21 protein-coding genes, 10 tRNA genes and 1 rRNA gene are annotated in these 23,563 nt (G+C 51.0%); 30 read left to right on the top strand and 2 right to left on the bottom strand.

Features of this window, described 5'->3' with window-relative positions:
* Positions 1-155: 155 nt before the first annotated feature.
* A complete protein-coding gene (locus G477_RS0110445) occupies positions 156-1,502 on the bottom strand; it encodes a sigma-54 interaction domain-containing protein (RefSeq protein WP_026697899.1) in 1,347 nt (448 codons plus the stop codon).
* A 232-nt stretch (positions 1,503-1,734) separates the two neighbouring features.
* On the opposite strand from G477_RS0110445, the gene G477_RS0110440 reads away from it, so the two are divergent.
* The 5 genes from G477_RS0110440 to G477_RS0110395 all read left to right on the top strand — a co-directional run bounded on the left by G477_RS0110440 (position 1,735) and on the right by G477_RS0110395 (position 10,004).
* Entirely contained in the window at positions 1,735-2,640 is a 906-nt protein-coding gene (locus G477_RS0110440; RefSeq protein WP_026697898.1) for a proline dehydrogenase family protein, read from the top strand.
* Between the two features lie 489 nt (positions 2,641-3,129).
* Positions 3,130-4,026, top strand: a complete 897-nt coding sequence (gene rocF / locus G477_RS0110430) for an arginase (RefSeq protein WP_026697897.1) — start codon at positions 3,130-3,132, stop codon at positions 4,024-4,026.
* 1,479 nt (positions 4,027-5,505) lie between these two features.
* Positions 5,506-6,564 (top strand): ABC transporter ATP-binding protein, encoded by a 1,059-nt coding sequence (locus G477_RS0110410; protein ID WP_026697893.1) that lies wholly within the window; start codon positions 5,506-5,508, stop codon positions 6,562-6,564.
* Positions 6,565-6,844: 280 nt separating this feature from the next.
* On the top strand, positions 6,845-8,086 hold the full coding sequence (locus G477_RS19355) for an extracellular solute-binding protein (protein ID WP_084406215.1): 1,242 nt from the start codon (positions 6,845-6,847) through the stop codon (positions 8,084-8,086).
* 283 nt (positions 8,087-8,369) lie between these two features.
* Positions 8,370-10,004: an ABC transporter permease gene (locus G477_RS0110395; RefSeq protein WP_026697892.1), complete on the top strand. Its 1,635-nt coding sequence runs from the start codon at positions 8,370-8,372 to the stop codon at positions 10,002-10,004.
* Between the two features lie 216 nt (positions 10,005-10,220).
* Here G477_RS0110395 and G477_RS0110385 read toward each other — a convergent pair whose 3' ends face one another.
* Positions 10,221-10,982: a rhomboid family intramembrane serine protease gene (locus tag G477_RS0110385; protein WP_026697891.1), complete on the bottom strand. Its 762-nt coding sequence runs from the start codon at positions 10,980-10,982 to the stop codon at positions 10,221-10,223.
* A gap of 129 nt (positions 10,983-11,111) precedes the next feature.
* On the opposite strand from G477_RS0110385, the gene acpS reads away from it, so the two are divergent.
* The 25 genes from acpS to G477_RS0110260 all read left to right on the top strand — a co-directional run.
* Positions 11,112-11,462, top strand: a complete 351-nt coding sequence (gene acpS / locus G477_RS0110380; protein WP_026697890.1) for a holo-ACP synthase — start codon at positions 11,112-11,114, stop codon at positions 11,460-11,462.
* The gene (alr, locus tag G477_RS0110375; RefSeq protein ID WP_415783276.1) at positions 11,462-12,634 is read left to right on the top strand and encodes an alanine racemase; all 1,173 of its coding nucleotides are present in this window, start codon (positions 11,462-11,464) and stop codon (positions 12,632-12,634) included. Before acpS ends, alr begins: the two co-directional genes overlap by 1 nt.
* Before the next feature lie 281 nt (positions 12,635-12,915).
* The gene (locus G477_RS0110370) at positions 12,916-13,191 is read left to right on the top strand and encodes a hypothetical protein (RefSeq protein WP_026697888.1); all 276 of its coding nucleotides are present in this window, start codon (positions 12,916-12,918) and stop codon (positions 13,189-13,191) included.
* A gap of 4 nt (positions 13,192-13,195) precedes the next feature.
* On the top strand, positions 13,196-13,546 hold the full coding sequence (locus G477_RS0110365; RefSeq protein ID WP_026697887.1) for a type II toxin-antitoxin system PemK/MazF family toxin: 351 nt from the start codon (positions 13,196-13,198) through the stop codon (positions 13,544-13,546).
* A gap of 208 nt (positions 13,547-13,754) precedes the next feature.
* On the top strand, positions 13,755-14,591 hold the full coding sequence (locus tag G477_RS0110360) for an RsbT co-antagonist protein RsbRA (RefSeq protein ID WP_026697886.1): 837 nt from the start codon (positions 13,755-13,757) through the stop codon (positions 14,589-14,591).
* A complete protein-coding gene (locus G477_RS0110355; protein WP_026697885.1) occupies positions 14,588-14,944 on the top strand; it encodes an STAS domain-containing protein in 357 nt (118 codons plus the stop codon). The genes G477_RS0110360 and G477_RS0110355 overlap by 4 nt, the downstream gene beginning before the upstream one ends.
* A 3-nt stretch (positions 14,945-14,947) precedes the next feature.
* Positions 14,948-15,349, top strand: a complete 402-nt coding sequence (locus G477_RS0110350; RefSeq protein ID WP_026697884.1) for an anti-sigma regulatory factor — start codon at positions 14,948-14,950, stop codon at positions 15,347-15,349.
* Positions 15,350-15,372: 23 nt separating this feature from the next.
* Positions 15,373-16,377, top strand: coding sequence for a SpoIIE family protein phosphatase (locus G477_RS0110345; protein WP_156897333.1), 1,005 nt, complete (start codon positions 15,373-15,375; stop codon positions 16,375-16,377).
* Positions 16,378-16,437: 60 nt separating this feature from the next.
* On the top strand, positions 16,438-16,764 hold the full coding sequence (locus G477_RS0110340; RefSeq protein WP_026697882.1) for an STAS domain-containing protein: 327 nt from the start codon (positions 16,438-16,440) through the stop codon (positions 16,762-16,764).
* A 2-nt stretch (positions 16,765-16,766) separates the two neighbouring features.
* Positions 16,767-17,255 carry an anti-sigma B factor RsbW gene (gene rsbW / locus G477_RS0110335; RefSeq protein ID WP_026697881.1) on the top strand — a complete coding sequence of 163 codons (489 nt, stop codon included), beginning with the start codon at positions 16,767-16,769 and terminating at the stop codon, positions 17,253-17,255.
* A gap of 16 nt (positions 17,256-17,271) precedes the next feature.
* Complete coding sequence (sigB, locus tag G477_RS0110330) at positions 17,272-18,015, top strand: RNA polymerase sigma factor SigB (RefSeq protein WP_415783277.1); 744 nt, start codon at positions 17,272-17,274, stop codon at positions 18,013-18,015.
* 2 nt (positions 18,016-18,017) lie between these two features.
* The gene (locus G477_RS20550) at positions 18,018-18,623 is read left to right on the top strand and encodes a SpoIIE family protein phosphatase (protein WP_051287922.1); all 606 of its coding nucleotides are present in this window, start codon (positions 18,018-18,020) and stop codon (positions 18,621-18,623) included.
* 631 nt (positions 18,624-19,254) lie between these two features.
* A complete protein-coding gene (locus G477_RS0110320) occupies positions 19,255-21,402 on the top strand; it encodes a Tex family protein (RefSeq protein WP_035211816.1) in 2,148 nt (715 codons plus the stop codon).
* Between the two features lie 177 nt (positions 21,403-21,579).
* Positions 21,580-22,065, top strand: a complete 486-nt coding sequence (locus G477_RS0110315; RefSeq protein WP_026697878.1) for a SprT family protein — start codon at positions 21,580-21,582, stop codon at positions 22,063-22,065.
* A 139-nt stretch (positions 22,066-22,204) separates the two neighbouring features.
* Positions 22,205-22,279: transfer RNA gene (locus G477_RS0110310), tRNA-Asn, on the top strand.
* Positions 22,280-22,283: 4 nt separating this feature from the next.
* A tRNA-Ser gene (locus tag G477_RS0110305) sits at positions 22,284-22,374 on the top strand.
* Between the two features lie 10 nt (positions 22,375-22,384).
* Positions 22,385-22,459: transfer RNA gene (locus tag G477_RS0110300), tRNA-Glu, on the top strand.
* A 73-nt stretch (positions 22,460-22,532) separates the two neighbouring features.
* Positions 22,533-22,608: transfer RNA gene (locus G477_RS0110295), tRNA-Val, on the top strand.
* 7 nt (positions 22,609-22,615) lie between these two features.
* Positions 22,616-22,691 (top strand) — tRNA-Asp (locus tag G477_RS0110290).
* Between the two features lie 31 nt (positions 22,692-22,722).
* Positions 22,723-22,807, top strand: a tRNA-Leu gene (locus G477_RS0110285).
* Between the two features lie 20 nt (positions 22,808-22,827).
* Positions 22,828-22,914, top strand: a tRNA-Leu gene (locus G477_RS0110280).
* Between the two features lie 25 nt (positions 22,915-22,939).
* A tRNA-Pro gene (locus G477_RS0110275) sits at positions 22,940-23,016 on the top strand.
* A gap of 35 nt (positions 23,017-23,051) precedes the next feature.
* A tRNA-Gly gene (locus tag G477_RS0110270) sits at positions 23,052-23,125 on the top strand.
* A gap of 18 nt (positions 23,126-23,143) precedes the next feature.
* Positions 23,144-23,220: transfer RNA gene (locus G477_RS0110265), tRNA-Ile, on the top strand.
* A 159-nt stretch (positions 23,221-23,379) separates the two neighbouring features.
* Positions 23,380-23,563: ribosomal RNA gene (locus tag G477_RS0110260) — 16S ribosomal RNA — on the top strand; the annotation flags it as partial.

The following is a 23,563-nucleotide window of genomic DNA, read 5'->3' as shown; positions in this document are numbered from 1 at the left end:
CAATCATGATGATGGTTGCCGGCTTTTTATCTGTGCAGAAAAGTGGTTTATTCTGCGCTTGGGGTCTTTGAACTTCGTTTGTTCCGGCCCTCTTCTGCTGTAAAGGTTGATGCATCTGCCGAAGAGGCTCCTGCGCCGCCGGTTTCGGTTGTCGTCTATCCCGAGAGGCCGTGTTTTTTCATCCGGTACTGCAGGCTCTGCCGGCTCAATCCCAGTGCTTCTGCGGTATGCGTGATATTGCCGCTATGCCTTTCCAACGCCTGTGCCACGTATTGCTGCTCCTGATCTTCCAGAAAAACAGTCAGCGGCTGCTCCATGATGGGAGCGGCTGGGGGCGCTGTGCTGCTGTACCTTCTTCCTGGAACGGGGAGGTGCGCTTCCTCGATCGGCTCCCGGCCGTTATTGATGTTCATGGCGCCTTCAATCATGTGTTCGAGTTCCCGGACATTCCCGGGGAAAGTACCAGCGTACAGGAGTTCTTCGGCGCCTCCTGTGATACCAGGGACCTGCATTTGAAAAGCATCATTGTATTTCTCGATAAACGCGGATGTAAAGGCAGGGATATCCTCTTTTCTTTCGCGGAGCGGGGGGATCGAAAGAGACACGACCCGCAGCCGGTAATAGAGGTCCGAGCGAAGCTGCCTCTGTTCGAGCGCTTCCTGAGGATCCAGGTTCATCGCAGCGATGATGCGGACATCGACCGGTTTTTCTTTCGTATCCCCGAGTCGTTTGATCGTCTTTTCCTGAAGCACACGAAGCAGCTTCGCCTGCAGGTGGAATGGCAGCGTATGAATCTCATCGAGAAACAAGGTTCCTCCTTCAGCCTGTTCAAACAAGCCGGGATGATCCTGTGCTTCGGTAAAAGCTCCGCGTCTTGTGCCGAAAAACAAACTTTCTACAAGCTGCTCCGGCAGGGCGGAACAGTTCTGGCTGATAAACGGATGCGGTGCTCTTCTGCTTCCATAATGAATACTCTGCGCAAACACTTCTTTGCCGGTCCCGGTTTCGCCGTCTATCAACACAGTAGAAGAGGTGGCGGCCGCTTTTTGGGCTGTCTCCACTGCGCGGGTGATCCCCGGGCTGGTTCCGATTACATCCTGAAATGTAAAAGGGCGCTGCCTCCTCCTGCTGGAAGCCTGTTTGAGTGCGGTCACGTCTCTTGCTGTTTCGGCAGCACCAATAATACATCCATGCTCATACAGTGGGAATGTATCATTGACAGTTGTGATGGCTTTTCCCTGATAAGTAAAGTACGTCTGCTGTGCCGCTTTGGTGCTCCTGCCGTGATGGAGTGCCTGCAGCAGCCGGCTGTCCGCCTCAGAAGAAAAGTTGAAAATGTCCATAATATATCTGCCGGTGACGTCTTCCGGATGTAATCCTTCGATAGCAGCCATTTTTTGATTGTAAAAAGACGAGTGGCCGGTATGGTCAAGGATGTGAATGCCGGTATCGAGGCTGTCAAGCAGTCGCCGGACCGGTTCAGTGAGAATGTGTGCAGTCATAACGACGCTCCTTCAGAATGACAAATAAATTGGCTTAAGCGGGTTGATTTTTTGTCAGTGCAAAATCATTTTGCGGTTCGTTTCGTGTAAGCCCTTACAATAGAAGGTTTTAACTTTGGCATGGATATTGCATTGTATAACAGTACCAGTCGGTTTGCTCAGAACAAAAGAGGGAACACTCATTATATACGATCCCGGCTGTCTTCTACCAATAGAAAGGAGTGGCATAACAATGATTACTCGAAACTTTTTTCTCTTTTTGTCTCAAAATGCGTTCATAAAGAATAAAGCAACAAAATGGGGGCCGAAGTTCGGTGCCAAATCTGTGATTGCTGGTGAAACGATTGAAGAGGCGATGGAGACAGCGCGGATGCTCAACGAAAAAGGATTGAGCGCGACGGTGGATCACCTCGGCGAATTTGTATACAACAAAGCTGAAGCCGATGATGCGGCAGATTATTGCATCCGGACTTTGGATGCGATGGCCTCGTTCGGCGTAGACTGCAATCTATCATTAAAACTGACTCAGCTCGGACTCGATATTGACAGAAGCATCTGCATGCAGAATATGCGGGCGATTCTCGACAAAGCAAAAAAGCACAACAACTTCGTCCGGATCGACATGGAAGACTCTTCTCATCTGGAGCCGACACTGAGTGTCCTGCAGGAGCTGCGGAAAGAATACGATAATGTCGGAACGGCGATTCAAGGGTATTTGTACCGCGCGGAGCAGGATGTCGAAGCGTTGAAAGGGACAAACATCCGCTTGATCAAGGGTGCTTACAATGAACCTCCGGAAGTGGCGTACCAGGACAATGACGAGGTCTATAAAAATTATCTCGCCATTATCAAGCAGCACATGCTCAATGGTTCCTACGCAGCAGTGGCAACACATGACCACCATATCATTGCTGAAATTAAAGCCTTCGCTGAAGAACACGGAATTGAAAAAGACCGATTTGAATTTCAGATGCTGTATGGCTTCCGCAATGAACTGCAGGAAGAGATTGCTTCAGAAGGATACAAAATGCGGGTGTACATTCCTTTCGGCAAGGACTGGTACGGCTACTTCATGCGCCGGCTAGCAGAACGTCCTCAGAACATTACTTTTGCGGTGAGAGGCCTTCTGTCAAAATAGGTGAAGAACAGGCAGGAATCCCCTGTTCTTCCGTGGTAATATCCGAATAGAGGCAAAACCGCCGGAAGTGAACGGCTTTTGGCGGTTTTTCTGCGCCTGGACGTCGGTCGTCAGGACGGACGTAAGCGACAAAGAATGCCACCGGTTGGCCGAAGCTCTTTTTTGAAGGTGTAAGAATGTATAAGTTTTCATACAGGGTGACGCCGACTTCGTACGCTGCGCGGGAAGAAAGCAAACCCCTTTCTTCCCTTGAAAAGCATGCAGCGACGCCGCACGCCGTTCCGATCAAAAGTCGCTCCGCGCTTTGGTTCTACGAAGGATAAGCTTAGTGAACAGACCGCAGTGATCAACAATCATCCCGCAGAGTGCCAACCTTCTTTGTGTGGTCGGGAGGATGCAGACAAGCCTTGCGCAAGCCCAGCGCCTGCGGACGAATATGAGAGGGAGTCATCTCCCCCTTGCGTTACATAAGAAATGGAGGGAAAGCTGATGAAGAAGATTGCATTGATTGGTGTACCGATGGATCTCGGCCAGATGCGCCGGGGAGTGGATATGGGACCGAGCGTCATTCGTTATGCAGGTGTGACAGAGCGGCTGGAGGCACTCGGATATGAGGTGGATGACCGTGGGGATATACATATCGGGCGACCGGAACGGTACGACGTAAAGAATGAAGATAATTTAAAGGATCTTGATGTGGTCGTGCAGGCCAGCGAGGATCTGCAGACCGCTGTAAAGAAGGCCGCTGAGGAAGGGTACTTCCCGCTTGTCCTGGGAGGCGATCACAGTATTGCTATCGGCACACTGGCGGGTGCAGCCCGCAGCAGAAATCTCGGTGTGATCTGGTACGACGCCCATGGTGACCTCAATACAGGAGAAACGTCTCCCTCGGGCAATATCCACGGCATGCCGCTTTCAGCATCGATGGGTCTCGGTCATAAGGCGCTCACGGATATCGGCGGTTTTTCACCGAAAGTGAAGCCGGAACATACGGTCGTTATCGGAGCGAGGTCTCTGGACAAAGGAGAACGTGAGCTGATCAAAGCCCGCGGGATCAACGTGTACACGATGCATGAAATTGACCGGCTCGGGATGACGAAAGTGATGGAGGAAGCGGCGGCGCACGTTTCGCAGGGAACAGACGGGGTCCACTTGAGTCTTGACCTCGATGCGCTCGATCCTCATGATGCCCCGGGGGTAGGTACGCCGGTGATTGGCGGGCCTTCCTATCGTGAGACGCATCTCGCCATGGAAATGCTCGCAGAAAAAGGTATCATTACTTCTGCAGAATTCGTAGAGGTTAATCCGATTCTTGATGTGAAAAACCAGACGGCGGAAGCAGCTGTGGCACTGATCGGATCGTTGTTTGGAGAAAAGCTGCTTTAAAAAACGGCAAGATTTGCTGCGGGAGAAAAGCGAAACGATCCCGGGGCAGAGGACGTCAGCGGCATCATGCCGCTGACGTCCTTTTATTCTTCTGCTTATGGAATTCCCCACGTCTGTTGATTACCCATTTATTAAGAATATATGTATTGGGTGCAGCGGCTGAGGTATTTCTTTCTTCGCTTGCCTTGGAGAAAGATTTCAGCTTCCCCCGAAGAACGCCGGGGAGATCTTCCAGCTTTCTTTTTCCACAGGCGTCTTGAAAGATCACCTTGCCACTGCGACATTTTTCGATGACAAGGAGGAAAGGATGCAGCATCCTCCTTTCTTTCAACGAAAGGCTCGTTTTTCCCAGATTATAGGAAAGCATAAGTTTTCATACAAGGAGACAGCTGCATCGTGCGCTGCACGCCATTCCGACCAAAAAGGCGCTTTGCGCTTTTGTTTAGAGAAAAAGCATTGCAGCCTTTTATTAAATGGCTTTGTTAAAGCCTAGTGTTGTTATAACAAAAGTACGCCTGCGGCTCTTTTTTCTTCGCTTGCGGCGGAGAAATCCTTCCGCTCTCCCTCCCTCCCTTACGTCCGGGAGGATCTTCACGCTTTCTTTATCCGCAGGCGTCTCGAAAAATAGCCTGGGCTTGCTCCGTTTAATAAAAGTTTCTTTCAGAAGGACGCAGCGAAGACCGGCGGACGCCTGTGGAAGAAGGAGATCGGAAGATCCCGCAGGGCGTAAGACCGAGGAAGCTGGAAATTTCCTCTACGGCAAGCCTGCCGAGTTGCAGCGGCGTTTTCTGTCATTATCAACAACAAACGATAACAGAGACACTCATGCAGCCTCGCTGCACCATGATAGATGAAACTCCTATGTTCTATTTTCAAGGTAGCTTATTAAATAAGAGCGGCGCGCAGCCGGCGACTCCGGGACGATCAGGACGATTCGAAGATCCGACTGCCGGAGCCAGGCCAGCGGAGCGAGTCCCCTCCGGAAAGCGTCCGGCGGAAGCAGAGCGTCTCTCCGTATTCCAAATAAGAAGCTCTTTCTGTTGTTTCTATAGAAAAAACAACAGATATCATTTGGAGGATATTGGTAATCAACAGACGTGGGAATTCCCCGCCTCTTTGCGGAGATGAGAAGGGGGAGTTCAACGGTTTCAAAAAGAATGGTGCGTCTTTTTGAGGGAAGGTGACGGCTCGTTCTCTCTTCAGAGCAGAGCCGGAGAACATGCGTCGGCTTCCTGCGATCAAGGCCGACAGTCTCCGTATGGCAGCGCAGTCATGATGACTAGAGGAGAGCAGATGTGACAAAAAAAGAAGGAATGCAGAGAGGCGCTCTTAATGAGAAGGAATTTCATTGACCTTTTGAAAGTAAACGTGCTATACTTTCGGTGGATTAGAAATGAAAATGATTCTCAACTAGATTAAAATCATTCTAAATAAGAAGCAGGGACGCGGTCACGGGAAATCTTCGATGGAGGGTACGTCATGAGTTTTATACAGCTTGATCACATCACGAAGTCGTTCTCAGATGCCGGAAAGCCGGCAGTTGATAAATTGAGTCTCTCAATAAAAGAAGGGGAAATTCTTTCTCTGCTTGGTCCAAGCGGTTGTGGTAAAACGACCACACTCCGTATGATTGCAGGTTTTGAAAATCCAAGCGCAGGATCGATCCATATTGACGACGCGGTTGTCGTCAATGAGAACCGGGTGCTGCCTCCGGAAAAGCGTGGAATCGGCATGGTCTTTCAGGATTATGCGCTGTTTCCTCATATGACGATCGAAAAGAACATCATGTTCGGACTGAATAAATGGAAGAAGCGGGACAAAAAGAAGCGGGCGGCGGAAGTGTTGGAACTCGTCGAACTCGAGGCTTATGCAGACCGCTATCCGACAGAGCTATCCGGAGGGCAGCAGCAGCGTGTCGCCCTGGCCCGTGCACTCGCGCCCAAACCGCACGTCGTGCTGATGGATGAACCGTTTAGTAACCTCGATGCCGGCCTGCGCGAAAAAATGCGCTTTGATGTCACGAACATCCTTCGACGTGCCAATATTACAGCCATCATTGTTACGCATGACCAGAAGGATGCCTTTGCTGTTTCCGACCGGGTTGTCGTGATGAACGAAGGGGTTATTCAGCAGATCGCTGCCCCGAAAGAAATGTACCGATGTCCGAAGAACTGCTTTGTCGCTCAGTTTGTCGGGAAGACAAACCTTCTGACCGGTCAGATGGATCATGACCTGAAAAGTATTCACACGCACATTGGTAAAGTGTCTCTTCCGGAAGAATCGAAGCAGCAGCTCGAAAAGGTTACGCTGTCGATCCGTCCAGAAGGCTGCATGCTGTCCGAACAGGGCGATTACTGCGGCCGTGTCGAGCGCGTGACGTACGGTGGTGAATACCAGGAGCTGCACGTCAAGCTGAACGATGATTCTGCCCTGACGCAGGCCCCGATGGTGATTTATGCCCCTGTGGAACAGGATGTAGAGATTGGAACCATCGTCTCCTTTGATATCAAGCCCGAATTGGTTGCGCTTGTGGAGTAGCTCCCGAGTCACCCATGCACGTGTTGAAGAGCGTTCGCAGCCTATACTGCGGGCGCTTTTTCAGTGAGGAGCATACATCAGTTATCCTCGATGGAGACAGCGTCGCGCGATGCGCCTCATTTCTGATGCACTTGATGTGGGAGAAGCAGGTTCGGGAAAAGAAATCTTTCTTTTATGAACGCAGTTGACATTGATTCTCATTTGCGATAACCTGAGTATCAGTAGAAATGATAATCATTTTCATTTAATTCATTGATAAAAAAGGAGTGCTTGACTAATCATGAAGATCCGGAATAAGGCGCTGACAGCGTCCGTACTTACAGCAGTATTTCTTACCGCTTGCGGGAATGACATAGAAAACGCGCAGGAAGCAGAGAACAATCAAGCCGGCGGCAATGCCGTCAATGAGAATAATAACGAGAACGGCGGTGCTGACTCCAGCGAGGACAGCGAAGAACTGAATGAGAATGACAACGAGAACAACGATGATGATGCCAATAATGGTAATGGAGAAGAGAATGAGGATAACAACGGGGAAGAGGGTTCTGAAGCATTTGCAGATCTCGATGGCGAGCTTGTTGTTTACTCCGCGCGAAATGAAATCTTCGTCAACGACCTGCTGGATAAATTTGAAGAGGAAACAGGCGTAGAAGTGCAGGCGCTCCATGAAGCAGAAGCTCTGCAGATTCAGGAGGAAGCCGGGAACGTGCAGGCGGATGTCTACATCTCCAATGATGTAGGGGCCCTCGAGTATCTCAATGATGAAGGTTTTCTTGAGGCGAACGACAGCCTGGAGAATATCGACACCATTGAGGAGCAGTTCCGCGCAGAAAATGATGCCTGGTTCGCTCTTTCCACACGGGCACGGGGATTCATTTATAATCAGGACATGATCGAAGAGGAAGATGTTCCTTCCAGCATGGAAGACCTGTTTGACGAATCGTATGCAGATGTAGAGAACGGCTATGCGATTACCCGTGGAGGCAACGGCGGGATGATCGGGAACGTATCAGCTCTCCGCTACGAGTGGGGCGACGAGCGTACGCAGGAATGGATTGAATCGATTCGTGATCAAGCGGCAGGCGTCTTCGAAGGTCACGGAGATATCCGTCGCGCCGTAGGAGCAGGTGAGCATGCTTTTGGTCTTGTGAATAACTACTACTTCCATCAGCAGCTCGAAGAACCGGAGGACAACAATGTCGGTTTCGTTTATGCCGACCAGGGCGAAGATGAAATGGGAGCCATTGTGAACGCTGCTGGTGTCGGGAATGTTGCAGGCGGTCCTAACGAGGAGAACGCAAAGGCGTTTCTGAACTGGGTACTCCAGGAAGAGAATCAGCTCGCTTTCGTCGGTGAATCACTCGAAGTACCGATCAATCCGGAACTGGAACCGCCGTTTGAAGAAGCCGTCCCGTTTGAGGAACTGGAAGTACAGGATATGCCGATCCGTGAGCTCGGAAACTACTTCGAAGACACACGTCAGCTGATTGAGGATGCCGGACTCGATTTAGAGCTCCGTTAAGACAAACGAATGCTGCAGGAAGAGTCTGCCGGTGCTGAACCGCAGACTTTTTCCTGTTACGTGCCCGGGCGCAGCAGGCATTTGGAGCTCCCTGTCGGCGAGGAGATGGACCTCTGCTTCGCAGCGACTGCGTGCGTGTCTCCGGTCAAAGGCAGTTGGATCGTTTGGTCCCTTGCTTGCTTTGCTTCGGGACGCACCCTTACATATTGTTTCAGTAGCGCTGTGCAGCAAAATATGATTGAATGAAACGTGCAGTCAATTCTAAGTCGGAGGAATCGTGTGTATGTCTTCACCAGAAGAATCCAGCATCCAAAAGTTCAAATACAGCACGATGCGACTATGGCGTGATATTTGGCGCGGGAACCCTCCGGGACCGGTACTCTTGATTATTGGACTCCTGACGGGTGTACTGATGTCCGTCCCGCTCCTTTACGTGATCGTCCAGTCCCTGCAGGCGGGTGTAGACAGCTGGATGAGGCTGCTCGGCGGACGGATCCCCGGGCTGCTTTGGAATACGGTCTCATTAACAGTCGCCGTGACAGCAGCTGCGATTGTCATCGGGGTCTCGCTCGCCTGGTTCGTTACAAGGACCGATGTCCCCGGCAGGAAAATGTGGCAGTGGCTGCTGGCCATTCCGCTCGTCATTCCGCCATATGTAGGTGCAGTCACCTACATCATCGTTTTCGGTCCGAGCGGCTGGATGCGTGATTTCTGGGAGATGGGATTGGACGGTTTCATGGGAGGCTATCCGCTGGATGTGTACTCGTTCTGGGGTGTGTTCTTTGTGATGACGATGTTCACGTACCCTTACGTCTTTTTGATCTCCTGTGCGTCGCTTCGGAAGATGAACCGGAACTATGAAGAAGTGGCCCGCTCCCAAGGTATGACGACGGGGCAGATCTTCCGCAAGGTCAACCTCCCGCTCATGCGGCCTGCTATTGGCGCCGGTGCCATTCTCATTTCGCTCTACGTGCTGTCGGATTTCGGCGCGATTGCCATGATGCGGTATGTGACATTCACGGCCGCGATTTACTACCAGCGCGCAGGGTTTGATATTCCTGCAGCTTCTGTGTTGAGTCTCGTTCTGATTGTGATTACCGTCTTTGTTCTGTGGATCGAATCGTATACACGGCGAAAGAATAAATTTTATCAGACGTCGAATTCCTACCGCCCGCCGGAGATTCTGAAGCTCGGGCGCTGGAAGCCGCTCGTCACGTTGTATGTAGCTGCTATCTTCGGTATGGCAGTGGCTCTCCCGATTTATGTTCTCGTCTACTGGACAGCAATCGGTGCCGGTGTCGGCGTAATTGATGCTGACTTCTTCGCCTATGCGTGGAACAGCATTCAAGTTTCCGGTATGGCGGCTTTGTTCTGTATGGTCTTGGCTCTGCCGCTCATTTATTTGAAATCGCGCCATCCTTCGGTGATTTCATCTACCGTGGATAAACTGAGCTATACAGGGTACGCGCTGCCCGGGGTGATCGTTGCTCTCGGAATGGTGTTTATCTTCAATAATCACCTGCCGATGCTGTATAACACGATGTACATGATTGCAATCGCGTTTATTGTGCGCTTCCTTCCACAGGCGATGCAGGCAGGCGAGGCCTCTTTAAGCCTTGTCTCTCCGCGCATGGATGAAGCCGCGCGCAGCCTCGGCTACCCGGCGTGGAAGGTGATGCTTAAGGTGACGCTGCCTTCCATCATGCCCGGCATCCTTGCCGGCGGGGCCCTGGTGTTTGTCAGTTCGATCAAAGAACTGCCGGCAACCTTGATGCTGCGCCCGCCCGGGTTTGATACGCTTGCTGTCCGCGTGTATGTAGAAGCTTCCGAAGCGTTATACCATCAGGCGGCGCCAGGAGCCCTTTTGATTGTGCTCGTCTCCATTCTGCCGCTGCACTACCTGCTGAAACGTTACTGAGAAAGCTGACGGTCGATATCTGCTGTTACGAAAAAAAGGAGCACTCCCTTCAGTGGAGTGCTCCTTTTTTCTTCTGTGATAAGCATGTGTACGTTCTCATCGAGGGAAGTGGTGCGCGCTTCACGGGTAGAAAGCCTGCTGCACACGCCGTTCCGATATCGGCTTGTGTCGTTGAGAAGCACGGACGTGTCTGTTCTAACAAGACCCTGTGTCTGACTACGGCAGAAGGAAAAAGTCGACGAAAGCGAAGAAGGCAATCATCGCGACCAGTCCGGCTGCAGCGTAAAACCAGATCCGCTGTTTCAGCCTCGCTTTTTTGCGCCAACGGTCCGGGTCAAAGCCGATTTCATCCGGGTCGTGGACATGCCTTTCTGTAAATTGATCACTGTACCGCACTCCTGCAAGCATCAATGGAGCGATCAGGGCCCCTGACAAAAGACCGAAAATGTGGGCGATGATGTTGACTTGCGGATTGATAAACGTCATGATGACACCTATGACAATAATGACGGTGATCATCTGGGAGTTCACATTCGATATCAAGTCTTTGCGCAGTGCGACCATATAAAGATAGATACCAAAAAGGCCGAATACAGCACCGGAAGCACCGAGGTGCGGGTCAGGGGAGCCGAAATAGAAATAGACGACATTAGCGAAAATCCCTGTGCCGAGGTACGCAGCAATAAACCGGGTCCTTCCGAGCATTTGTTCTAACGCCGGCCCGAATAAAAAGAGCGCAAAGGAATTGAAGAGCACATGGGTGAGTCCGCCGTGCAGAAAAATCGGCGTGATGAACCGCCACCATTCCCCCATGGCAATATGGATGTTCGAACCGATGCCGAGCCCGCGGATTTCAGCACCGCCGAGAAACGTGAACAGATCCACCCAGATGAAGAAGAACAAATTAACAATAATGATGGCTGTGATTACTTTGTAGGAACGTATATATTCACCAAAGCTTTCATTGCGGAGAAACATCGACGAGCCCCATTTCTACATAGGATTCCTTCGTGAACTCCACTATAGTTTCCTCTATAATAGAGTGCGAAGATGTATTAATTTTATCATAGACAATCACAGCGGCGCACGCAGGAGAGGTGCAGGAAGATGATAGTAGGGACAGGGATCGATATTGTAGAAATCAGCCGGATCAGGCAGGCGATGCCACGTCTCGCACGGCGGCTGTTCACGGAAGAAGAGCGTCGGCTGCTGGAGAAAAAAAGCGGAGACCAGAAGGCAGTCTATGCAGCCGGGCGTTTTGCGGCAAAAGAAGCCTACGCAAAAGCAAAAGGGTGCGGGATCGGACAGAAGCTCTCTTTTCAGGATATTGACATTCAAAACGATCCTTCAGGCAGGCCGGTGATGCGGGTCCGTGGAGAGACGGGGAACGTTCATCTTTCCATTTCCCACAGCAGGGAGTATGCCTGTGCCCATGTGCTGATCGAAGAGGAGGAGTGATGAAAATGACAACAATGAAAGCAGGCCCCTCCTTTTACCGGGATACGTGGGCGGACATTGACATGGATGCAGTAGAGGAGAATGTCGCAGCCCTCCGCAGCCACCTCCCTGAAAAAACGGGAATCATGGCCGTAGTGAAGGCGGACGGATACGGACATGGAGCCGTGCACACAGCGAAGGCTGCCCTTCGTGCCGGAGCAGATCAGCTGGCTGTGGCCATGCTGGACGAAGCACTGGAGCTCCGTCAGGCAGGGATGACCGCACCGATTCTCGTGATGGGGTATTCACGGCCGGAAGATGCAGCAGCGGCTGCCGCTTACGACATCACGTTGACTGCCTACGCAGAAGCCTGGCTGGACGCGCTCGCCTTGGATGGCATCGTGGACGTACACGTCAAGCTCGATTCTGGAATGAACCGCCTCGGCCTCAAACAAGTCGGAGAAATCCGTTCTTTCGGAAGGAAAGCAGCAGCACACGACAGTGTCCGGGTCACTGGTGCGTTCACGCACTTTGCCGCAAGCGACGAAAAAGACCTCAGCTTCACGAGAGAACAGCTGGAACAATTCACGTTCCAGAGGAAAACGCTGGAAGAAACGACGGGCACGCTGGACTCGATCCATGCGGCGAACAGTGCAGCTGCCATGCGGGTGGACGAAGCGGCACTGAACACGGTGCGTTTTGGTATTTCGATGTACGGCCTAAATCCATCTGCAGAGATTCAATCGGATCTGCCTTTTCCCTTAAAGAGAGCTTTTACGCTGAAAAGCCGCGTTACCCACTGCAAGCATCTGCAGCGCGGCGAAACCGTCAGCTATGGCAGGTCGTACAAAGCAGAGCGGGACATGTGGACTGCCACCGTGCCGATCGGCTATGCAGATGGCTGGATCCGGGCCCATCAGGACGGCGATGTGCTCATCAACGGCAGACGAGCGCGGATCATCGGTCGGATCTGTATGGATCAAATGATGATTGAAGTGGAGGAGCCGGTCGAGACGGGAGAAGAAGTCGTGCTGATCGGCAGGCAGGGCGGAGAAGAGATCACGATGGATGAAGTGGCTGGAAGAGTGGATACGATCAGCTATGAAGTACCTTGCATCATCTCTTCCCGGGTACCGAGAGTGATTTTGATAAACGGAGAACAGGTGGAAGTGAGGAGCCGTTTCACTTTTTGACGCACCTCCGGCATGACGAATGGATGCTTAACGAAGGCAGCGCGCCTGCCTGATCGCTGGCATAGCGCGCCTGCGGTCATAGATTTTTTTAAAAAACAGCGGTTTGATTCCGGCTTCGGCGCCTCTGCACCAGCACAAACGTGTGAATTGTGTGAAAACGCCGGACGTTTCGTCGAGATTTCGGAAAAAATCTCAAAAAAGGGTTTGGCAACTTCGGGTGTCAAATGATATGATTATGTTGGAATTGAATCTGCTGAACGGACGTATGGGGGTGCCGATGAATGGATGCGAGCAAGAGCATTACTGTAAACCTTCCCGGACAGCTGGTTAACGAGCTGGACGAACTGATTGGAGGAGATGGCCTGATGAAACGAGATGACCTGATCCAAAAGGCTACAATGGAGTACGTGCAGGAACAAAAGAAAGAGCAGATCCGCAGAAAGATGCAGCAGGGATACATGGACATGGCGAAAATCAACCTGAATATTGCGACGGAATCCTTCTTGGCTGAAGAGGAGGCTGAAACCACCCTGGATCGCCTTGTAAGCGGGGTGTAGCGGCTTGATTGTAAAGCGGGGAGATGTGTATTTTGCAGATCTCTCGCCTGTAGTCGGTTCAGAGCAGGGCGGTATCCGTCCGGTGCTCGTCATTCAGAATGATATCGGCAACCGGTTCAGCCCGACCGTTATCGTAGCAGCGATCACTGCCCAGATTCAGAAAGCGAAACTGCCGACACATGTAGAGATAGATGCGGAGCGATACGGTTTTGACCGGGACTCTGTCATACTGCTTGAACAAATACGAACAATTGATAAACAACGGCTGACAGATAAGATCACGCAGCTGGATGAACGTATGATGGTAGAAGTGAATGAAGCACTGAATATTAGTATCGGCCTTGTTGACTTTTAATATCATCCTGAGAGAAAGACCGGACTTCACGAGGAAGGTTCGGTCTTTTTTGTGTCTATGGCAGCTGCGGAGGCTGAATCGGATACTCAGGAACAAGGAAATTATAGATTCCTCCAGAGTTCTGCGGGATGGAACGTTTGCAAATAGCGGGTATCAGTGAAATAATGGACATATAACTTTGTCTTGAAGAGTGGAGGCTGTAATTGGCATGAAGGCGAAAGCACGGGAAGATGTAATGAATCACCAGGAACAGATCATCGATTCCTGGCTCAATCAAATAGAAGCATTCCGTAAAGAAGACGGACTGAAGAACGTCACAGACTCCATGTTTGATAATACGAGCAGGGAGTTTGTCCATAAGCTGCTTACGACCCTGCAGCAGGACGCTGTCAGTGATGAGGAGCTCAACCAGTTTGTTGAACGGCTCATACAAATGGGGTGGCCGCTGAATTTTATCACCCGTGGTCTGCAGGAGTTCCGTAAAGCTTCTGTCAGCGTTGTCGCAGCAAATTCGGATGTGCCCGAAGATAAACTGGAGTTCTTTCAGGAAATCGAAAACTGGGTGGACGATGTCGTCAATCTCCTGGTGGATCAATATTCCGGATCGTGGGAGAACACAGTTTTCCTTCAGAAAATGGCTTTGAAAGAGCTTTCGGCGCCGCTTATTCCAGTCTTCGATAAAATCAGCGTAATGCCGCTGGTCGGAACAATCGACACCGAAAGAGCGAAGCTGATCATGGAGAACCTCCTGGATGGTGTGATTGAGCACCGATCTCAAGTGGTGCTGATTGATATTACCGGCGTGCCTGTAGTCGATACGATGGTGGCCCACCATATTATTCAGGCTTCTGAAGCGGTGCGTCTGGTCGGAGCTACCTGCATTCTCGTCGGCATCCGGCCGGAGATTGCACAAACGATCGTCAATCTCGGTATCGATCTAGGTCGTTTTCCGACAAAGAGCACCCTGAAAAAGGGCGTGGAAACAGCGCTTGAAATGACCAAGCGGGAAATCACAGATCTGGATGAGCAGGAGGGTCAGGCGTGAGAATTCCAATTTTAAAGCTGCATGACTATCTATTAATTTCCGTCCAGGTGGAGCTGGATGATCAGACGGCTCTCCAATTTCAGGAAGATGTACTCGCGAAAATCCATGAAGAAGGATCCCGCGGGGTCGTCATCGATTTAACCTCTGTTGAAATGATCGACTCGTTTATTGCTAAAGTACTGGGTGATGTTGTAGACATGTCCAACCTTATGGGCGCGAAAGTCGTTTTGACCGGTATACAGCCGGCAGTGGCAATCACGCTTATTGACATGGGCATTGCACTTGATGAAGTCCCTACTGCATTGGACCTTGAACAAGGGTTGGAACGACTCCAGCTCGAATTGGAGGGGTGAATTATGCAAGTTCAAACCCATGTCGATATTAATAGTGAATGGGGTATTGTAGCGGCCCGGCAGGCTGGACGAAAGCTGGCTAGAGAAATTGGCTTTGGCTCTGTTGACCAGGCCCGTATTACGACAGCCATATCTGAGCTTGCCCGTAATATTTATCTCTATGCCAATCAGGGGCAGATCAAAATTGAGGAAGTAGCGGACTCCGGAAAGCGTGGGATGAAAATCATCGCTTCCGATGAAGGGCCGGGAATCAAAGATGTCCGCCGCGTCATGGAGGACGGCTTCACCACTTCCGGTGGACTCGGTGCTGGTCTTCCCGGTGTGAAACGGCTCATGGATGAGTTCATCATTGATTCTGAAATGGACGAAGGGACGATTATTACGGCGATCAAATGGCTGCGGTGAAGAGGTGAAAGCTTTTGGATGATATGCAAGTGTCTATGTACCAGTTGTATAAAAATATGCTGACCAGCTACCTGCAGAACAAAAGCGAACATGCACTCTACCATGCTCAGCAGTTCAGCAAGCAGATGATGGAGCAGGACATGTCCCCGGAAGAGACAGTCAGTCTCCATCTTTCTGTGTTTCAGGATATAGCAGATGAACTTCCGGAAGAAGTGACCGATTCTTTTGACCTTCTTCTGGAAGTCATGATCGGCTACGGGCTTGCCTACCGAGAACACCAGAGCCTGCGGGACCGCCAGCAGGAGCTGGAATCAGAATTGAATGTCGCTGCCCAGATGCAGCGCACCCTGCTGCCGGACGCGGGAATCAATCTTGATGAGGTTGATTTCGGCGTCGTCAGTGTACCAGCGGGGAAAATGAGTGGAGATTATTATCACTACGATCTCGATGATGAAGGGAACCTGGCGATTGCGGTAGCGGACGTGATTGGAAAAGGCGTCCCTGCTGCGATGTCGATGTCCATGATCAAGTACGCGATGGACACACTGACAGATAAGCAGATGCAGCCGGGCTATGTCCTGGAAAGTCTGAACCGGGTTGTCGAGCGTAATATTGACGATGACATGTTTATTACGATGATGTACGGTGTATATCATCCAAAAAACAGTCATTTTTATTTTGCCAGTGCGGGACACGAGCCCGGATTTTTCTATCAGTCCGCCGGTGACACGTTCACAGACCTCGAAGGCCGCGGACTCGTCCTCGGTGTATCTCCGCGTATGACCTACAAAGAATACGATTTTCCGCTTGAAGACGGAGATATGGTCGTGTTCCTGTCTGATGGTGTGACGGAAAGCCGGGTAGACGGGGAGTTCATTGAACGGGATCAGATTACGAACATGATCCGCGAACGGCTGGACCTGCCTGCTCAGGAGATTGTGGATGAAATTTATCAACAGCTCGAGAAGGCGCAGGAGTTTCAGCTGCGTGATGATTTTACATTGATGATTTTACGCAGGAAGGTTTAACCTTTTCCCGACCGGGGAAAAACATATTGGATAGAGTGCTATTCGTTGAGGAGGATAACCATGAACCTAGACATTGATGTTCAGGAAAAAAAAGGAAAGAACGTAGCTTTTGTCGAAGGGGAAGTTGACGTATATACGGCAACCAAATTGAAAGAGACCATCCAGCCGCTTGCAGAAGGGGAACATGATCTCGTTATTGATTTGTCCGGAGTAGATTATATTGACAGTACCGGGCTCGGCATCTTTATTGGAGCGCTCAAGGCTTCCGAAAAGTCAGAAGGCAGCATGACTCTCACTGGATTAAACGACCGTGTTCGACGTCTTTTTGAAATCACTGGGCTCCATGAAGTGATTGACATTGACGCGGCCAAGAGGGAGGAAGCATAACTATGAGCAATAATGCCGAAGTAATCGACATGAGAGTTCCGGCGAAGCCGGAGTACGTCGGCGTCGTACGTCTGGCCGCATCAGGCGTAGCCAACCGCCTGGGATATTCCTATGATGATATTGAAGATATCAAAATTGCTGTAGCAGAAGCCTGCACGAACGTAGTCAATCACGCATACGCCCAGGATTCCAAGGAAAACACTATGCACGTGGAGTTTACTGTTCACCAGAACCGGATGGAGCTGATGGTGGCTGACCGAGGTGGTGCAGTAGACGTAGAAACCCTGAAAAACAAAGGGCCGGTCTCAAAAGATCAGCCGATTGAGGAGCTCAAGGAAGGGGGGCTCGGGCTTTTTCTAATCGAAACGCTCATGGATGAAGTCGATATCAGAGGAGAAGCAGGGGTCATTATTACCATGACGAAGTTCCTGCAGAGAGATGAGGTGAAAGCCCATGCAGAAGGAGCCTCAAAAGAATCACCACAACAATAACGAGTCCAAGCAGGCCATGCTGGATAAGATTGCAGAATTCCAGGAAACGAACGACGACATGCTGCAGACCGAGCTCGTCCAGGAATACGAGAGTCTGGTTCATGCGTTGGCCCGGAAATTCTCACGCGGCCAGCGCCATGATGAGGATTTAATCCAGGTCGGTATGATCGGTCTTCTGGCAGCGCTGCGACGCTTTGACCCTTCTTATGGGAGAAGTTTCGAATCCTTTGCGGTCCCGACCATTGTCGGGGAGATCAAGCGCTTTATCCGTGACAAAACGTGGAGTGTTCACGTTCCACGGAGGATCAAAGAGCTTGGCCCGAAAATTAAAGGGGCTGTCGAAGATCTGACTACATCCCTGCAGCGTTCCCCGAGTGTTCAGGAGATTTCGGATCACCTGGGAGTAACCGAAGAAGAAGTACTGGAAACGATGGAAATGGGTAAAAGTTATCAGGCGCTCTCGGTTGACCGCTCGATAGAAGCAGATGACGAAGGCAGTGCCGTCACCCTGCTGGATCTTGTTGGACAGGATGAAGGCGGCTATGAGAAAACGGACCAGCAGCTTCTTCTCGAAAAAGCCTTTACCGTTTTGACCGAACGAGAAAAGCAGATTCTTCAGCTTACCTATTTTGATAACATGAGCCAGAAAGAAACCGGTGAACAGCTCGGTATTTCCCAAATGCATGTATCCCGCCTGCAGCGCCGTGCCCTGCAGAAGTTACGGGAGTCCATACGGATCGAACCGACGGAGGCATTTTAATATTGATTGAGCACCTTCATTTAGGCGGTTCTGACATCAGTATTTTTCAGACCGCCAAATCCGGCAACTGGTGCACAGGAGACGACTACTTTGCCACGAACCACCGTGGAGTGATAACCTGCGCACTGGTTGATGGACTTGGCAGCGGCGAGGCTGCCATGGAAGCGGCCAAAACCGCGACTTCCGCTGTAGCATCCCGAGTTGATGATGAACTGGACGATATCGTGCAGGCATGCAACAGCCAAATGGGAGGCACACGTGGAGTAGTGTTGTCTATTCTACGTATTTATCCACAAGAGCGGAAGTGTGAGTATGTGAACGTGGGGAATATCAACTGTCATGTTTATCAAAAAAATGGTGAAGTGATACACCCGGTTCCGAACCGTGGATACCTTTCCGGCCGCCGGATTAAACCCCGGGTGGAACGATGGACGATGGAAGCAGACATGGTCTTTTCTATGTATTCGGACGGATTTCCTGCAAATCCGCTCACCTATCCTTATTTTCATTATGAGGAAACGCCGGAGAACATGATGAACCGACTCGTCGAAGATTTTCAGTATCTGGATGACGATGCTTCGGTGATGATCGGAAAAACACCCATGTAAATCGACGGCGGGAGTAACGTGGAAGAAGTGAAAAAGCAGAGGTAGAGCCTGTCGGAAGGGATATTCTGGCAGGTTTTTTTATGTGCTCGGAGCTGATGCCTCCTGTGAAAATAGGTTTATACTACATGTTGGGGTAGGGGTTCATTTCCGTGGCATCTTTTCTTCCGTATCAGGCGGATGCTTGCCTGAGGACTGCGATCGAGCCCTCTGGCGTCGCCGAGCTTCGCTCCTGGAAAGGGTCCGTTTTTTCAGGGAGAGACATCGATGCCATTTGACAAGCGTTTTAGCAGGTTTGAGTCTATTCACCCCAACAAGGGAATGAGAACCTGAATATAGGCAGAAAGCCAGCGGATCTCCGGCTTCTTTTCGACATGGAAAGGGAAAGACTTCTTCTATGCAGGAAGGCTCTCTTTCAGGTTCGTAAGGAAGAAGATGTCATGAGGAAAGGCGGCGGCTCCGCACGCTGGACGGAAGAACGAAAAACTTGTTCTCTCCTTCAAACACCTGCTGCGCACACTGTTCCGACGAAAAGACGCCTGCGGAAAAGAAGGCAGATGCTGACGGGTTAGGTTTCTCCTATTTGCAGTGTCGATAGAAGAACGTATACTAAAACAGGAAGGGGAGGATCAGCATGGACAATGTACATATTCAACATATCCAATCACAAACAGGACTGAAAACAGAAAACATTAAGACGGTTATTTCTTTATCAGAAGAAGGTAACACCGTCCCGTTTATTGCAAGGTACCGCAAAGAACAGACGGGCGGTCTCGATGAAGAGCAGATCCGCGCCGTCCTCGAGCAGTGGCAGTATCAGCAGCAGCTGGAAAAACGGAAAGAGGAAGTACTTCGGCTGATCGAGGAGCAGGATAAATTAACGGAGGAGCTCGCACGTGCGGTGAAGCAGGCCGTAAAGCTGCAGGAGGTCGAGGATCTATACAGGCCGTACAAGCAGAAAAGGCGTACTAGGGCGGTCAAGGCAAAAGAGCGCGGACTGGAACCGTTGGCTGAACTAATGGTCACCGGAACCGGAGACCCTGAAGCAGAAGCAGAGAGGTTTCTCCAGGAGGAAGTAGCAACCGTGGAAGAAGCCCTCCAGGGGGCGAGAGATATTCTCGCGGAAAGAATGGCTGATGATCCGGACATCCGTTCGTTTGCCAGAGAGAAGTCATTCCACAAAGGTTCTTTGATTTCCGTGAAAAAACCGAAGGCTGAAGACGAAAAAGAAGTGTTCGCCATGTACTATGACTATCAGGAATCGGTTTCCTCGTTTGTTCCTCACCGGGTGCTAGCCGTCAATCGGGGCGAAAAAGAAGATATTCTCCGCGTAAAGCTTCAGGCGCCGGATGAAGAAATTCTGGCATTTATTCAAAAGCACTGGGTGCCGGATGGGAATAGAGCAGCCGCGGCACAGACAGCCGAAGCGGCCGAAGACAGCTGGAAGCGATTGATCCAGCCGGCAGTAGAGAGGGAGATTCGGAGCGCATTGACCGAAAAGGCCGAAACGCAGGCCATCGATCTCTTTGCAAAAAACCTGCGCCAGCTTCTCCTCCAGCCGCCGTTGAAGGGCCATGTCGTGCTTGGTGTTGACCCTGCCTACCGGACCGGCTGTAAACTAGCCGTAGTGAACGAAACGGGAAAGAACCTTTACACAGGGGTAATCTATCCCACCCCGCCGAGAAACGAAGTGAAAAAAGCAGCTGACACCGTGAAGACGCTGATCAAAGAGTATCAGATCACGATGATCGCCATCGGAAACGGCACCGCTTCCAGAGAGAGCGAACAGTTTATTGCCGATGTCATTGGAGAGATGGACAAAGACATCTATTATCTGATCGTAAATGAAGCCGGGGCGAGCGTGTACTCAGCTTCTCCAGAAGCAAAGAAAGAGTTCCCGGATCTACAAGTGGAAGAACGAAGTGCCATTTCCATAGCGCGGAGGCTGCAGGATCCGCTGGCGGAGCTGGTGAAGATCGACCCTCAATCCGTCGGAGTCGGTCAGTATCAGCATGATGTCAGCCAGACGCGGCTCGCGTCCAGTCTCACCTTCGTCGTTGAAACGGTAGTGAATCAGGTCGGCGTGAATGTTAATACAGCCTCTTCTGCGCTGCTGCAGTATGTGGCTGGACTGACCAAAACAACGGCAGCGAATATAGTCAAACAGCGGGAAGAGAGCGGAGCGTACACCAGCAGGAAAGCATTGAAAGAGGTGCCGAGACTCGGCGCAAAAACGTATGAACAAAGCATCGGATTTCTGCGAGTTCCCGGTGGCGAAGAACCCCTGGATGAAACGGCTATCCACCCGGAAAGTTATGACACCGTCCGGTCGCTGCTTCTGGACGCCGGGTTATCGGAGAATGATACGGGTACTCAACAAGCACGGGAGGTCCTCAACAAAGAGAAACCGGGAATACTCGCCGAACGTTACGGTACCGGGCGTCCGACGATGGAGGACATTCTCGATGCACTGAAGCGCCCTGCCCGGGATCCCCGCGACGATGTTCCTAAACCGCTGCTGAAAAAAGATGTATTGTCTATGGAAGATCTCGAAAGCGGGATGGAAATGGAAGGGACGGTTCGAAATGTCGTCGATTTCGGTGCGTTCGTCGATATCGGAGTGAAGCAGGATGGGCTTGTCCACATTTCCAAGCTTGCTGATCGTTTTATCAAGCACCCGATGGACGTGGTCTCCGTCGGTGATTTAGTAACGGTCTGGATTGAAGAGGTAGATACAGCGAAAGGACGAATTGCACTGACGATGAAAAACCCGTCCCGATAATATCGTGCTATCATGGGCCGCTCCTGCAGATGCTGTGAGCGGCCTGCTTATGTCCACGGGCGTCCGCCGCCCATCTTGGCTTCCTGCGGCGGGAAGGCGGACGCTCGTTTCTCGGGTTTCTCTCACGAGCAGGACGTGCTATGATATAGAAAGTCTATAGATGGAGTGGATGAACGTATGAACAACGAGCAGCTGCAGGAGCTGACTGAAGATCTATCCGAACGTTATTTTAATAAAACATTCAGGCATACTGCCTACTTTAATCGTCGCCTCCGTACGACCGGCGGCAGGTATGCTCTTCATTCCCATGACATCGAGATTAACCCGAAGCACTATGAGCACTACGGGAGAAAAGAGCTCATCTCGATCATTAAGCATGAACTCTGCCATTACCATCTGCACCTGGAGGGGCGGGGGTATCAGCACAGGGATCCTGAATTCCGGGAGCTTCTGCAGAAAGTAGGCGGAGCAAGACACTGCCGCTCTGTTCCCGGCGTAAGGACTGCTTCCTCTGTCCGGCACTATTACATGTGTCTCTCCTGCGGACAGGAATACGAGCGACGGAGAAGGATGAATACGAAAAAGTATATGTGCGGCAGATGCAGCGGATCATTGAAAAAAATAGCAGAAAAAAATATCGAGAAAACATTGACTCCCTTTTGACTGCTGTGATACATTATAAAAGTCGCCGAAACGGCACCGACATGGCGCAGTACGACAGAAAAAGTTTTTCGAAACAATATTGACATAGCATTTACCGAGTGTTAAGATAGTTTTTGTCGCAGTTGAGCGGCAAACATATTCCACCGTAGCTCAGTGGTAGAGCAATCGGCTGTTAACCGATGGGTCGTAGGTTCGAATCCTACCGGTGGAGCCATCACGGAGAAGTACTCAAGTGGCTGAAGAGGCGCCCCTGCTAAGGGTGTAGGTCGCGCAAGCGGCGCGAGGGTTCAAATCCCTCCTTCTCCGCCAGTACATACCCGGCCCGTTGGTCAAGTGGTTAAGACACCGCCCTTTCACGGCGGTAACACGGGTTCGAATCCCGTACGGGTCACCATTTTTCATTAAAAAATCAATTGACACAACAGCAGCTTCATTGTAAAATGAGTTATTGTGTCTCCATAAAGAGCGGAGGATTAGCTCAGTTGGGAGAGCACCTGCCTTACAAGCAGGGGGTCGGCAGTTCGAGCCTGTCATCCTCCACCATTTACAAGGTCCCGTGGTGTAGCGGTTAACATGCCTGCCTGTCACGCAGGAGATCGCGGGTTCGATTCCCGTCGGGACCGCCATTTTCAATTTAATATCCTTAATAAAACGTATGCGGGTGTGGCGGAATTGGCAGACGCGCTAGATTTAGGATCTAGTGCCTTCGGGCGTGGGGGTTCAAGTCCCTCCACCCGCACCATACATTTTATTACTGCTCAAGCGGTTGTGGCGGAATGGCAGACGCGCTAGGTTGAGGGCCTAGTGGGGGTTCACCCCGTGGAGGTTCGACTCCTCTCAACCGCACCATACTTATTTTCATTGATGAGTGAAACGGGAAGTAGCTCAGCTTGGTAGAGCACTTGGTTTGGGACCAAGGGGTCGCAGGTTCAAATCCTGTCTTCCCGACCATTTCAGCTCTGATAAATAAAATAAGTTTTTACTAAGCGGGTGTAGTTTAGTGGTAAAACCTCAGCCTTCCAAGCTGATGTCGTGGGTTCGATTCCCATCACCCGCTCCATTTTTATGCCTGAAACCGGGGCCTGTAGCTCAGTTGGTAAGAGCGCACGCCTGATAAGCGTGAGGTCGGTGGTTCGAGTCCACTCAGGCCCACCATAGGGTTCAGTACAGCTCTTTGAAAACTAAACAAAAGATGATGAGAAGGAACAAGAGAATGAATCATTCTCTGTCAATTTTTACAGGAATCTTTAGCCAGATTCCGTCTTGAAAGACCGGTTATCATGCCGGTGCTGGAAGATCAACGATCTTCACATTTTAGTGGAGAGTTTGATCCTGGCTCAGGACGAACGCTGGCGGCGTGCCTAATACATGCAAGTCGTGCGCAGGAAGCAGGCGGAACTCTTCGGAGGGAAGCCTGTGGAATGAGCGGCGGACGGGTGAGTAACACGTGGGCAACCTGCCTTCCAGATCGGAATAACCCCGGGAAACCGGGGCTAAT

It is taken from the genome of Alkalicoccus chagannorensis DSM 18086 (assembly GCF_000429725.1).
GTDB classification, from domain to species: Bacteria; Bacillota; Bacilli; order Bacillales; family Salisediminibacteriaceae; genus Alkalicoccus; species Alkalicoccus chagannorensis.
This window is presented reverse-complemented; position numbering and strand designations above follow the sequence as displayed.